The sequence below is a fragment of the Paenibacillus sp. FSL P2-0121 genome (assembly GCF_037975345.1).
In the GTDB taxonomy this organism is placed as follows: Bacteria; Bacillota; Bacilli; order Paenibacillales; family Paenibacillaceae; genus Paenibacillus_AQ; species Paenibacillus_AQ odorifer.
On the sequence record NZ_CP150245.1, the window covers coordinates 6896411 to 6910349 of the forward strand.

The following is a 13939-nucleotide window of genomic DNA, read 5'->3' on the forward strand; positions in this document are numbered from 1 at the left end:
AACTGGTATACAAAAATTCAGAAGCAGCAAAGAAAGGATGATTATGTCATGAAACGCAATCTCATTAAGCCGGGGTTGACCCTCGTTCTGGCCGCAAGCCTGATGCTAGGCATAGCCGCGTGTTCCAATTCAGCGAATAGTGAAAATAAGCCAACACCACAGCCTACAGATAGTACACAGCCGCCGCAGAGTGAAGCAAAGCTCAATCCCGATGATCCGGCATGGAAGCTGGATACCAGCCCTGTTGATTTGACCTGGTTCGTAGGTGCTAACTGGTATGCCCACACTTGGGGAGACAGCTTGACCTCCAAGTACGTAACGGAAAAAACAGGCGTAAACATCAAGCTTGAAGTACCTTCTGGTGAAGCGAATGAGCATATTACCCTAATGATGACCTCGGGCAAGCTGCCAGACTTGATATCAATGGGTTCGTGGGAAACCGCTGTCAAAAAGCTGTGGGAAGGCGATCATGTCTACGCCTTAAATGAATTAGCTGACAAGTATGACCCTTACTTCTTCAAGGTGGCCGGGGACGGTACACTGAAGTGGTATCGTCAAGAAAATGGCAATACCTATGGCGTTCCGAATGATTCATATAGCCCCAACCTGATGCATGAAACTGGCATGACGGCCGCCAACCAGACTTTCCTGGTGCGGAAAGATCTGTATGAGGAGATGGGCAGCCCGGACCTTAGCACTCCAGAGGGCTTTCTGAACGCACTGCAACTGGTAAAGGATAAGTACTCCCAATATAAAGGCCAGCCCATCAGTCCCTTTTTTGCACAAGGGAACGTCCCTTACGGGATGACCGAATATCTGCAGAACCTACTGGCCGTACCGCATGAGAAAGACGGAAAAGTATACGACCGCATTACCGATCCCGATTATATTGCCTGGCTTAAAACCTTCCGTACGGCTTACGAGCGCGGGTTGATTAATGTGGATTTCCTGGTGGATTCCGATACTCAGGTAGAGGAAAAAACAAACAACGCCCGCTATTTCATGATGGTCCGCGAGTGGACCGGTATGTCGGCTGTCAATCCTATGCTGGCTGCTAGCGGCAACCCGGACTCTTACTACATCGCAGTCGATGGGCCAAAGAACAGCAAGGGCGATAACCCTAAGTTATTCCCTGGCAACATGGACGGCTGGATGGTGACGATGATTAGCAAATCAACCGAAAACCCTGAACGAGCCATCCGCTTTTTGACCTATCTGGCCAGCGAAGAAGGCCAGCGAGATTTGTTCCTTGGCAAGGAAGGCGAAACATGGGAGATGGTGGATGGCAAGCCGCAACTGAAGCCTGAAATGGTAAAATTACTCGACACTGATATTGAGAAGCTGGAGAAAGAATACGGCATCATGGATACCTATTGGATGATGCGAAACCCTGTAATCGTCAACCAGTGGAGACCGGAGAAATCTCCTGTCATTAAGCAAATGGAAGACTTCGCCAATAAGCAGGCCGATATTGATAGCGGTATCTATAAGGGCTTAGATCCACAGGGCGATTCTGATGTGTCGGTAGCCTGGTCCCGTATTTCGCAAAATTGGGAGGAAGTACTCCCTGAGCTAATTACGGCCAAGAATGAGGCTGAATTTGATAAAATCTTCGACAATTTCCTTGACCGCCGCGAGAATTACAACTTTGGCAAGGTGATGGAATACCGCCAGGCTGAACTGGATGTGCGAAAATCCAAAATGGCAGAGTAATAATGCCCGTATAAAGATTACTGCCGGCCACCGAAAGGTTGGCCGGTATTCCCTTTTTCGCTTCTTTTAACCATTTAACAAAACAGCCTAGTTACCTACCGGGCAGTTTGTAATATATGGTATATTACAAGGGTAGGAGGCTGCTTAAATGAAGTATCTGCTGACTAAAATGAAGAAGCTGTACCGTAATTCCCGCATCTCCCAAAAATTGTTTTTGGCCTTTAGCATGATGATTGCCATCCCTGCGATTGTGGTATCCTTTTTATTTATCCGCACACAGGAAAGTCAGCTGTACAAGGACGCTATGGCTACCGGCAGCAGCCATGTCTCAAGAATTAACGAACAGCTGCGCAGCAAAATGGGCATTATTGAGAACGCTTCCTCTACTGCGCTGAATCAAAAGGCATTTGTAGATTTTATTCACTCCAATATGCGCGGGGATGGCCTGCGTCTCGTAAAATTTAGACAAAATCAATTTGAGCAAATGCATAATATCATTCAAAGCTACGAGATGATCAGCGAGCTCAGTTTCTATGTCGATAATCCAAACCTATTTGAGATTTGGCCTGAAATCTACCATTATGAAAAGTTCTGGCCGAAGGACTACTGGGTGACACTTCGGGAGGAAGGCGGTGCGGCATACCGCTTATTTGCTTTTAAAGATGGAGAGCATACGCTATCCTATTACCGGTTGGTACGTCTTCAGGGGCAACAGCAGAAACTCCCTACCATTATGGAAATCCGCGCCCAGCATAGCGTCTTTTTCAGTGACCTGCTTGAGGATAGCGGGGGGGATTTCTTTTCTGTAGTGATGGATGGAGCCGACTCTTCCCGATCGGTATACAATCCTGAGCATATTTTTTCTCGAAATGCCGGTGAAGAATTGGATAAAATTCTAGGCAGCATTCACCAGCGGTTGGATGTGCTGCAGCAGAGTAGCCCCATTAAGGTAAAGGTAGGCGACCATACTTACTACGCGTTGTATCGCTACATCGCCCCACTGAACGCCTATGTAGTGGATATTGCCTCTCATCAAGCGCTGATGAAAGGCCCACGAAGCTGGTATTTGCTCGTAGTAGCGATCACATTGTGTATATTGCTGCTGATGTTACTGCTCGTTTCACATACCACTCGGCGCATTTTCCGCCGGCTCGACAGGGTGCTGGTTTCTATGCGCAAGGTGCGGCAAGGCCAACTGGATGCGAAAATTGATACCGGCCTGGATAAAAACGAAACCGGTGACGAAATCGACGAGGTGGCCGTCAGCTACAATAATATGTTGGACGAAATCAAACATCTGATGACCCAAGTGGTAGATAAACAGCTGATCGCCAAAAATGCACAACTGCACTCGCTGCATTCGCAGATCAATTCACATTTTTTATATAATGCGCTGGAATCCATCCGTATGCTCGCGGAGGTTCAGCGACAGCCGGGTATCGCCGAAGCGTTGGTGTCTTTAGGCTCACAACTGCGATACAGTATGCAATGGCGCAGCGATACGGTTGCGCTTACCGAAGAACTTGCCAACATACACAGCTATGTCCGATTCATAAACTTTATGGAGGGTGGCAGCATTGAGTTGACGGCGGATCTCCCGCAGGAGGTACTGCGTTATACAATCCCTAAAATGTGCATGCAGCCCATCGTCGAAAATGCCGTTCATCATGCAGCGCCCTCGGGCGGCAGCGTAAGTATCCAAATTACCGTATCGGTAGAAAATGACAGCCTTCTGCTAATTGAGATACGAGATGATGGCGCAGGTATTGACCCGGAAATGCTGTCCAGTCTGCAGGCTGTGCTGCGGGGCGACTCAGATTCACCGATTGTTACCAGCAAAAACGGACTGGGCTTGGAGAACGTGCATAAGCGCATACAGCTTCATTATGGTAAGGACTGCGGTCTTTGGATTGACAGTGTGCAGGGCGCCTATACTTGTGTAACCATACGTTTGCCTTGGGAAAATGTGAATCTTGGAGGATGGTAGGGCATGATCAATATTCTAATTGTGGACGATCAAAAGCACATTCGTGATGGGCTGCAGGCTATGCTGCGCCAATTTCCGCTGCAGCTGGACAATATTTACTGTGCCGTAAACGGAATTGAGGCCTTGGATATATTGAGTCAGCACAACATCCAACTGGTGATTACTGATATCAGGATGCCCGATATGGATGGACTGACGCTGATGGCGCAGAGCAAACAGAAGCACATCGAGGTAGATTATCTGATTATTAGCGGCTATAGTGATTTTGCCTATGCTCAAAAGGCCATCGAACTTGGAGCAAAGGGCTACCTGCTCAAACCTGTGAAACGTGAAGATCTGCAAACCGCAGTAGAACATGTAGCGAATGAGATAAAAACACGGCAGACGCTCTCGCGTAATATGGAGCATATCTCACGCCGCGCCCGGGAGACAGACCGCAAGGAACTGAGTATGTTCATGCAGGGTGCAATGATTGATGAGGCGTGGGTTATCCAGACCCAGCAACAGAATCCAGAGTTGTGGAGTAATTACCGCCTGTGTCTGCTGCGGGAGGAATTATGGATTAACCAACCGGGAGCCGACAGTAGCCACAGCATGGAATCCCTTGCCTACCGTGTGTATGGCAGACGAGGGTGTATATGCCTGCAACACCGCCCGTACCTGATTCTCGCGGTTGATGCGGCCGTAGATACGGGAGCCTTCCCGGCCGCCCTCAAAGCAGGACAGATAGATGCCATTACTGCCATAACCAGCCCGCAGCAAGGATTGAAGGAGTTGCCCCGCAGCTATACACAAGCGTTGGAGCTCTATCGCCACAGTTACCTGTTTCCAGAGAAGAGCTGCATCTTGCCAACACATATTGAGCGACTGGAGCAGCAGTGGGAGCTTCCCTATGAAGAGTTATATGCCCTGTTCCAGTTAATCGGCACCAAAAACAGCGGTACAATCACCCAAGGCATTTCTATGATATTTCACAAAGATACATTGCAACGCTATCACATCCAATACACACAGCAGCTATGCCGTGCCATTGTACAGATGCTGGAGGAATCTGTACGTGTGATCCGCCCGTACATGGGGGAAGAAGCGCTGGACATCGAATGTTTACGAAATCTATTCGATTATCCGGGTATTCGCGATTATATTCAGGCGCTGCAACAACAGCTGCTTCGGCTGAACCAATTTTATTATGAATATAAGTGCAGCTATCGCAACTCGCAAGATTTAAATGAAGCCATACGCTTTATACACGAAAGCTATCATAAACCCCTGGATCTCGCGATGGTATCGAACCACGTGTCGCTTAATTATGCCTATTTTTCTAACCTGTTCAAAAAAAATATCGGCAAAGGCTTTGCAGAATACTTGCGCGATGTGCGCCTGGATAAAGCCCGGCGGCTACTGGCCGAAACCGATCATAAAATTGTAGAGGTAGCCACCATGGTAGGGTATGAAAGCTACAAAAGTTTTACACGATCCTTTCGGGATGTCATGGATATGCAGCCCACAGAATATCGGCAAATGATGCGCCGGAAGCACGACAGCGGGGAAAAGTACCGTGACACAGCGCTATAAATAATCAAAAGCCAAAAAATTGGGTTAGAACAAAAATAATTGTACCTTTTAGCTGATTATTATATTCGATAGAATAGAGATGTCCCTAAATGTAAGCGGTTTCGTTTCTTCATTATTTTATTAAAGGAGGGCAAGTATGAAACGACTTTACAATACGGAGAGTGGTTTTAAGCAGAAGGTATTTAGTTTGTTCTTAGCAGTAGTACTGTTAGCTGGGGTTGGCCTATTGCCGACTTCAAAGGTGCAGGCAGCAGGAACCACAGTTACCTCTATGTCTTACTTTTCAGCAGCAGACGGTCCTGTCATCTCAAAATCAGGGGTTGGGCAAGCTAGCTATGGTTTCGTCATGCCTACATTTAATGGGGGCTCTGCCACCTGGAATGATGTTTCCGATGACGTCGGTGTAAAAGTAAAAGTTGCTGGAAACTGGGTGGATATTGACAATGCAGGTGGCTATACCTACAACCAAAACTGGGGATACTGGAGCGACGGTGGCTTGAATGGCTATTGGTTCACTCTCTCCGCAACAACGGAGATTCAGCTATTCTCCAAGGCTAATGGAGTTACACTTGATTACACCCTGGTATTTCAAAACATAAACAAAACGACCATTACTTCTATGGCCCCTACACAAGGGCCGCAGATTACAGCAGGATTTACAGGAAGTGCAGGCTTTACTTATCCTACCTTCAACAATGATCCGGCTGTTACCTATGAAGCCGTAGCTGAAGATCTGAAGGTATATGTAAAACCTGTAAGCAGCAGTACATGGATTGATATTGACAATAATGCAGCCAGCGGCTGGATCTACGATAACAACTTCGGACAATTCACCGAAGGCGGCGGTGGCTACTGGTTCACCGTAACAGAGTCTATCAACGTCAAGTTAGAATCGAAAACCTCAACGGCTAACGTCGTTTATACCCTCACCTTTAATAAACCGGTAAGAAATTCATACGTCTTAACTCCTTATGAGGGAACGACCTTTACCGCAGATGCAAAAGGTGTAATAGGTGTCCCGCTACCCAAAATTGATGGGGGCGCTCCAATAGGCACTGAGCTAGGAAATTACGTTTACCAAATTAACATCAACGGACAATGGGTTGCTATGAGTGATTCCAGCCAAAGCGGATTTGTATACGCCGGCAATGGCTATAACAACATGTCCGATGCCAACCAGTGGGGCTATTGGGCTGACTATATCTATGGGCTTTGGTTCCAGCCCGTCCAAGAGGATGTGCAAATCCGTATTGGCTATCCATTAAATGGACAGGCGGGCGGAAGTGTCGGCAACAATTACGTCAACTATACCTTTATCGGTAATCCAGATGCCCCACGTCCGGATGTATCCGATCATGATGACATTGCCATCGGAACACCAAACGACCCGGCGATAGAGGGCATGAATCTCATTTGGCAGGATGAATTTAACGGAACAGCACTCGATACGAGCAAATGGAGCTACGAACAAGGTTATTATATTACTGACGATCCGAATAGCTGGGGCTGGGGCAACGCGGAACTGCAGCACTATACAGACAGTACACAAAATGTATTTGTACAGGACGGAAAGCTGAATATCAGAGCTTTGAACGATTCAAAATCCTTTCCACAGGACCCAAGCCGGTATGCCCAGTACTCATCCGGCAAGATTAACACCAAAGATCACTTGTCCTTCCAGTACGGCAGAGTAGATATTCGTGCTAAGCTGCCTACAGGTAACGGCGTTTGGCCAGCACTTTGGATGCTTCCGGAAGATGCCGCTTATGGAGCGTGGGCCGCATCCGGAGAAATTGATATTATGGAAGCCAAAGGACGCTTGCCCGGCACGACCAGCGGGGCCATACACTTTGGCGGACAATGGCCTGTAAACAGATATATTGCTGGTGAATATCACTTCCCTGAAGGCCAGACCTTCGCCAATGATTATCATGTGTACTCCATGATCTGGGAAGAAGATAATATGAAATGGTATGTGGACGGCAAGTTCTTCTTTAAAGTCAGTAGAGATCAATGGTATTCCGTAGCTGCACCTAACAATCCGAATGCCCCATTCGATCAACCCTTCTACATCATTATGAATCTGGCGATCGGCGGGCACTTCGACAGCGGCCAAACCCCAGATCCGTCCGATATTCCTGCAGCAATGCAAGTGGATTATGTTCGTGTCTATAAAGAAGGCAACAGCGAGAATCCGGTAAACGTACCGGTTACCGGTATTTCTCTGAATCAAACTACTGCGCAGGTGGAGGTCGGACAGACTGTGCAGTTGAACGCCAATATTGCCCCGACTAATGCAACCAATAAGCAGGTCACTTGGACCGTATCAGGTACCAGCGTCGCTTCCGTGAATCCGAACGGTCTCGTGACGGGACTCACTCCAGGCACAACAACCGTAACGGCTACAACAGCCGACGGCAATAAAACAGCCCTCTCCACCATCACTGTTGTACCGGCATCATCATCCGGTGTTATCATCGTCGGCGATGAGGTGCGGGGTCTGAAGAAAATAGGCGACGACCTGCTGTTCTATGTGAACGGCGCAACCTTTGCCGACTTACACTATAAGATAAATAATGGTGGGCAGCTAAACGTAGCCATGACCCCGGCAGGGAACGGTAACTACACCTACCCTGTAAATCACCTGCAACACGGGGATACCATCGAGTACTCCTTCACCTATAATCCGGGACAAGGGGCCGTCGATTCCCCAACGCTCTCGTATATCCATGGGGTAACCCAAGGAACACCAGAATAAAGTAGTTGAACCCTAAGCAACTGCATGAACACAAATAGGCGAGTAGGAAGTGTTGAAGCTTCCCTCTCGCCTATTTTGTTGTTTCTACCGTGCTGCAGGTCTTCTCGGTGGAAGCTCGGCTAGCTAGCCTCATGATTATGGGCCGTCGGTTCATCACTTGACGCTTTCCGGACCTTCGCTCGCTTGCCTAAATTAACGCGTCGAAATGACCCTCCGCGTCCACCGTCGCCGTCCGGGGATCAGTCAGGCCGATGCCCTTGAGGCCTCCCTTTCCTTCAATTCCCCAAAGGGGGAGGTGATCCTGAAGCGGAGAAGCCGGCACAAAATTTACGGAGGTGCTGCTCCCGCTTTTCTGTACCAGTTGGGACTCCAGCAGCCGGATTTGCCGCTGCAGCTGCTCCCGGCGATAAGGCGTCTGCATCTCACTTCCTTGTGCCGCATTCACTTTATCCAGTTCCATCATCAGCCGGTTTCGCTGTTTCTCCAGAGAACTGACATCACTCTGTGTACCGCCGTAGGCCGCAATGGTCTGTACGGAGCTGATGCCTGATACTGTCTGTGCCGCCATGATCTTTCCCCCGTTTCCTTGGCTCCCAATCCAAAATCAGCCAAATTTGAAAGTTCTAATCATCTTTATTACCCGGCAGGCCCCGTCATGACAACATCACAGCCTCAATTGGAAAATAATCGTCGTATAGTCTCAGTCGGCCGCGTGTTTCAACCCTACCAAAGACCCACCAAAGGCTGGCTAAAGTCCCTTCAGAGCTCCCTTACTCGTCCTTCAACCGCCGCTGATACAAAATGACAGACACTACTGTTAGCACAACCGTCCATACCAAATTAATGAGGAGAGGTTTCAATACATCGCCCGTCGTATAACCTGTATTGCTTAGACCCAGCAGATGCACAAGCTGACTGCTTGGCATGTAATCCAGCACTTTGAAGACCGGATAATCCTTCACTAGTACTTCTCCCCACGGTGCCCCCATAAATATGAACGCCACAGGGAGTATAGATAATGAGGCTTCAAGCAACGTCTTAGAGAATAAACCGCAGATCGTCCCGGCTGCAGTATACAGAATAATCGAAAGAATGATTACTGCCACAAACGCCCATATATTAGCTGGCTCATAGCCAAATAATAATGTAGAAATAGCGAGAACAACAGTGGACATGACAAAGACCAAACTGCTTTTACCGATTAGTACATCCATGGTCGTAGCCGGTGTCATCATTAATGACCGTAAAGTGTTACGCTCCTTCTCTTCCGCAATCAAGCAGGCTTGTGCGAAACATGTTAGCAATACAAACGAACTATTAAAAAGAAAACCGCTGGCTCCAGGTAAAGACGCACCTGCCCTCTTGAAAATCAGAGCGATAATAATAGGAAAAATCAGCATAATGGACAGCGCGTAGTTACGTGAAAACTCTTTGTAATCCTTCACAAATATCGCCCGGGCACGTTTGTATGAGATACTCATAGTAGCTCACTTCCTGTCATTTTAATAAAGATATCACCTAGACTTGGTTCTTTCATCTCTAACCGGTCAATTAGCCCCCGCTTCATCCAATCCGCGATTTGATCAGCCGCCCCCTCATCGATCGGGAGCTCGTAGGTTTCCCCATTGATTAAGTCCACACAAATTACGTTCTCCCGGTGCTGTCGTTTAAGTTCCTTTGGAGAGCCTATGGTTTGGATTTGTCCCTGATACAGAATCGCTACACGGTTGCATATCAATTCTGCTTCAGACATATCATGCGTAGTCAGAAAAATCGTTGTTCCTTTCTCATTTAAGTAGCGTAAGCCTTTATAAATATGTGCTGTGTTTACCGGATCTAAAGCCGAAGTTGGTTCATCCAGAAATAATAATTCCGGCTCATGGATAATCGCGCATGCCAGCATGACACGCTGACGCATCCCTTTGGATAAGAGGTTGGCTTTCTTTTTGCGCTCTCCGCTTAAGTTTACAAACTGCAGCACCTTGTCGACCGCAGATTTGGGAAGATCATATAGCTTACGATACAGCTCCAGATTTTCCTCAATACTTAACCTCTCATATAGACCACTGTTATCCGTCAAAATGCCAAAACGCATCTTCTGAGCAGACTGCTGCATCATTTCCGCCGGCTGGTCAAATACACTTGCCTGTCCACTTGTCGGATTTAACTGTGCCGTTAGAATCTTGATTAATGTTGTTTTGCCTGAGCCACTCGGGCCAAGGAAACCAAAAATTTCACCCTTAGGAATTGAAAAAGAAACATCTGCTAACGCATCCTTTTCTCCAAATCTCTTACGGATACGTTCTACCCGGATAACATTCATTAACTCCACATCCTTAGTGTTGATGGCTTAAACATATACAGATTACATGCTTCCTGCCATCAAAACGCGCCGAAATGTAGCTGTAAGCGCCTGAATGGTACCCTTTAAATGTTAAGAAGAGCTTTTAATTCAGACAATTTTGAACGGGATAACGGAACCACGGCATCTTGACCTGTATTTAATCGCAAGCTGTAGCTATTTTTCGTCCATGTAATAATCTCTCTTACTTTTTGCAGATTAACAATATAGGATCGGTGGCACCTAAAAAAACCGAAATTTAATAATCTCTGCTCGAGCTCGGTCAGCGTCAGCGCACAGTCATAATTTTCACCGCCCACATGAACAAGGATTGACCCCTCTACACTCTCTATAAAATCAATTTCAGGCGGATTAAATAAAATCACTTTATCATTTCTTTTGGTAGAGATCTTCTGCAAGGTTATATTGGCCTCGTCTTGTTTCTGTACTTCCTGCTTATCCTCGTCGAAGTCCCGAATATCCAATGGATGAAATCCCGATTCGTTCAACCGATAAATGGCATCACAGGAAATAAGGGCATCCTCTAAATTCGAAGTTAAAATTAAAATCTGCTTTTCTTGTGAAAGATCATCAAGAATCCGTTTGAGTTGACGACAATCTTGCTCTTCCAAGTAAAAATAGGGTTCCTCCAGTACAAGTGTAGGCTGATGCGCAAAAAACACACGCAGCAATGTCACATACATTCTTTTCGATGAGCTTAGATCCTTGATCTTTACCTTCCGTTCTTCCTTTAAAGCAAAATAATCTATCAACGAAGCGGCACGCTCATTCCTCTCCGTTATTCTGATTAGAAAAGTGATTAGTTCCTCCACCGATAAACGCATATACTCGTTTTGCCCAGCCCGAAATAAATAATATTGGGAATGATCACCTAATTGATTCATTAAAAGCTGCTTTCGCTTCAAGTCCGTTATGATGCCAACCGATTGATTCGGTGTCATATTTAATTCGATCTTCGGTAGAAATAATTCCCCATTATAATAAATTGGTTGAAATTGCATGCCATCCTCCCGGTCAGTGCTGCTATAGGGTATACTTTTTCAATTTAGTTCCTGTTATTTCCTGCTCGATAAATACGATTTAGGTAATATTTAATGCAAATATAAGTCAAGGCATCTTCTAGTCATTTCTGCACATAAAAAAAGCCCAAGCAGCTTCTCCGCTCGGTGCAAGAGTACATTAATTAGTAATACGGTTCAGCGCAATTTCTGTAACAGCAAGTTTTGAATAAAGACCATCCCGATAAAAGGATAGTCTTTAGGGTCACTAATTTATTTTAATTGCCTCAATACAAAGCTCGATCCTCACTTCATTTCCGACTATAATTCCACCCGTTTCCAGAGGCGAGTTGAATTTCAATCCAAATTCATTACGATCAATACTGGCTGTTGAATGAAATCCTACACGTTCCCGTCCGCGGGGGTCCTTGTTTAGTCCTTCAAAAACAGTATGAAAAGTAACAGATTGGGTTACTCCATGCAGAGTTAGATTGCCTGTAAGTTCATATTGCCGCTCACCAGCAAAGACACAGTTGGTGCTTTGAAATGCAATGGTTGGATACTTGGCAGCATGAAGGAAATCGTCGCCCCTCAAATGTTCATCTCGTTGCGCTTGGCGAGTTGTGATGCTATTTGCGTCTATGGAAGCCTGAATACCCATGGTCGTTAACTCGTTGGGATCAAAACTTAAAATCGCCTGGAAACGCTCAAATACTCCTTTGATTTTATTAATCATTAAATGCGTCACCGAAAACTCGACGGAGCTGTGGTCCGGATCCACTTCCCATTTGATATTACTCATGAATAAATTCCACCTCTATAATAAGATTATGAGCAAGGTCACCTATCTCCAAAACAATGCGCTACTCGCTATACACCTAATATACAAAAACGCTACTGACAACGTTGTGTCAGTAGCGTTTTAGCATTTTTGCGGCTTCCTCGTAAATCCGATTTCAGAATGGTTCCCCATTGAATCCGTAATTCCTTTTACCCGAATATCCACCATGGCAATAAACATCGAACTGTGTGTGAACAGTCATAATCTGCAACTAGTCGAATCTTTGCAGCGATTCAAATAAACGCCTTAAGTTATTCAATAAGCTGTTTTTTTCCTCCAGAGTCCAGTCATCCAAAGCTTCATGCAAAATTCGTTCACGGGTGAGGCTAATCATTGCATTGATTTTCTCCCCGCTTTTCGTCAATTCAGACACACGAATGCGGGAATCTGCACTTGATGGATACGTATGAACCAACCCCGCGTTTTCTAACTTATCGATTTGCCGGCTAACACTCGAATAGTTTTTTCCCATCATGGCGGCCAAATCACCAACACTAGTCGGTTGGAGATGCACGATGCCCACAAAGACACGAAAGGTTGCTGCCTCCAAATTTACGCCAGCATTAGCAATCATCTTCTTATCGCGGTCTGGCCTATTGATAATGGAAACTAAATCGATCAGCGCTTTAAAAATATCGTTTTCCATTTTATTTCACCCTTACAACAGGACGAGGCATTAGCGGGGCATTCCAGGCCTCTTCAATATCTTCTAGAGCGAACTCTTTTGTGTTAATTTTTATCTTCCCCTCGGCGGCCATTTCAAAGACACCTCTAACAGCGGATAGCATATCAGCTTTGGAAATACTCTTATCTCCGCTACCTACGAGTTCGATTGTTGATGAGCGTAAAAGAGATGAAGGTAAATGAATGCTTTCTTGGCCAGATGAAGTTCCAATGCTTACAAAACGGGTTGAACGATCCGTTTTCGCCTTAGCAAGAGCTGACATGATGGCGAGTGCGCTGTCGCCCCAAAGATAATCCAATATAACATCAACACCTTCAGCAATAACTGGCATTAGGGCGTTTTCAAACATTTTTTGACCGTTGTCGGCTGTCATATCAAATGCAATGGCCTCATCAGCTTCAAGTGCTTGCAACTTTGATTCGTTGCGTCCTGTTACAATGACCTTCTTGGCCCCCAGACCCTTAGCAATCTGAACTGCTAAACTACCGGATGCACCAGTAGCGCCATTAATCAATACAGTTTGACCGGATTTAAAACCAGCTCGAAATACCAATGCAGCCCATGACGACATAGCAGGGTTGGCGATAGCGGCAGCAGTGAGATCATCAATACCATCTGGTAAACGGACAGTCAGCTTTTCGTTGACGATTGTTTGCTCAGCGAAACTACCATATGGTGCAGTAGGCAGCGCAAAGTAAACACGAGACCCATCTTTTAAAGTTCCTACACCGTCGATACCGGCTACAATTGGAAAGTTATCTTCAGAAGAATAGTGCATACCCATTGAACGGAACTTGCTAACTCGACTCAAGGCTGTGGCCGTAACGTTAATTATAACTAGCCCCTCTGTCCCAACGGGGGAATCAAAATGACCCATTACGGGAATCGTCCCCTTAACCTTTACGATTGCTGCCTTCATATTTACACCCTTCTTCCACCCCATATTATGTGCATATTGCACATAATAAAGTATACCACGAATTATGTGCAATATGCACACTTTATTTGGAATCCATATCC

Annotated in this window: 11 protein-coding genes; 4 read left to right on the plus strand and 7 right to left on the minus strand. The window is 46.2% G+C overall.

Annotated features, from left to right (window positions below):
• Positions 1 to 48 precede the first annotated feature (48 nt).
• From MKY54_RS30440 to MKY54_RS30455, 4 genes are all read left to right on the plus strand, one after another.
• A complete protein-coding gene (locus MKY54_RS30440; protein WP_076220283.1) occupies positions 49 to 1713 on the plus strand; it encodes an extracellular solute-binding protein in 1665 nt (554 codons plus the stop codon).
• Positions 1714 to 1861: 148 nt separating this feature from the next.
• Positions 1862 to 3700, plus strand: a complete 1839-nt coding sequence (locus MKY54_RS30445) for a histidine kinase (protein ID WP_339189010.1) — start codon at positions 1862 to 1864, stop codon at positions 3698 to 3700.
• Positions 3701 to 3703: 3 nt separating this feature from the next.
• The gene (locus MKY54_RS30450; RefSeq protein ID WP_076305862.1) at positions 3704 to 5275 is read left to right on the plus strand and encodes a response regulator; all 1572 of its coding nucleotides are present in this window, start codon (positions 3704 to 3706) and stop codon (positions 5273 to 5275) included.
• A gap of 136 nt (positions 5276 to 5411) precedes the next feature.
• Positions 5412 to 8033: a family 16 glycosylhydrolase gene (locus MKY54_RS30455; protein ID WP_339189013.1), complete on the plus strand. Its 2622-nt coding sequence runs from the start codon at positions 5412 to 5414 to the stop codon at positions 8031 to 8033.
• Between the two features lie 187 nt (positions 8034 to 8220).
• On the opposite strand, the gene MKY54_RS30460 is transcribed toward MKY54_RS30455, so the two are convergent.
• From MKY54_RS30460 to MKY54_RS30490, 7 genes are all read right to left on the minus strand, one after another.
• Complete coding sequence (locus MKY54_RS30460) at positions 8221 to 8601, minus strand: FlxA-like family protein (RefSeq protein ID WP_076124277.1); 381 nt, start codon at positions 8599 to 8601, stop codon at positions 8221 to 8223.
• A gap of 202 nt (positions 8602 to 8803) precedes the next feature.
• Entirely contained in the window at positions 8804 to 9514 is a 711-nt protein-coding gene (locus MKY54_RS30465; protein ID WP_339189016.1) for an ABC transporter permease, read from the minus strand.
• Positions 9511 to 10356, minus strand: coding sequence for an ABC transporter ATP-binding protein (locus tag MKY54_RS30470; protein WP_076278213.1), 846 nt, complete (start codon positions 10354 to 10356; stop codon positions 9511 to 9513). The genes MKY54_RS30465 and MKY54_RS30470 overlap by 4 nt, the downstream gene beginning before the upstream one ends.
• A 104-nt stretch (positions 10357 to 10460) precedes the next feature.
• Positions 10461 to 11396, minus strand: coding sequence for a LytTR family transcriptional regulator DNA-binding domain-containing protein (locus MKY54_RS30475; RefSeq protein ID WP_076181756.1), 936 nt, complete (start codon positions 11394 to 11396; stop codon positions 10461 to 10463).
• A 265-nt stretch (positions 11397 to 11661) separates the two neighbouring features.
• Entirely contained in the window at positions 11662 to 12195 is a 534-nt protein-coding gene (locus MKY54_RS30480; protein ID WP_076278212.1) for a YceI family protein, read from the minus strand.
• A 250-nt stretch (positions 12196 to 12445) separates the two neighbouring features.
• Complete coding sequence (locus tag MKY54_RS30485) at positions 12446 to 12880, minus strand: MarR family winged helix-turn-helix transcriptional regulator (protein WP_076124286.1); 435 nt, start codon at positions 12878 to 12880, stop codon at positions 12446 to 12448.
• Position 12881: 1 nt separating this feature from the next.
• Positions 12882 to 13838 carry a zinc-binding alcohol dehydrogenase family protein gene (locus MKY54_RS30490; RefSeq protein ID WP_076305865.1) on the minus strand — a complete coding sequence of 319 codons (957 nt, stop codon included), beginning with the start codon at positions 13836 to 13838 and terminating at the stop codon, positions 12882 to 12884.
• Positions 13839 to 13939: the final 101 nt, after the last annotated feature.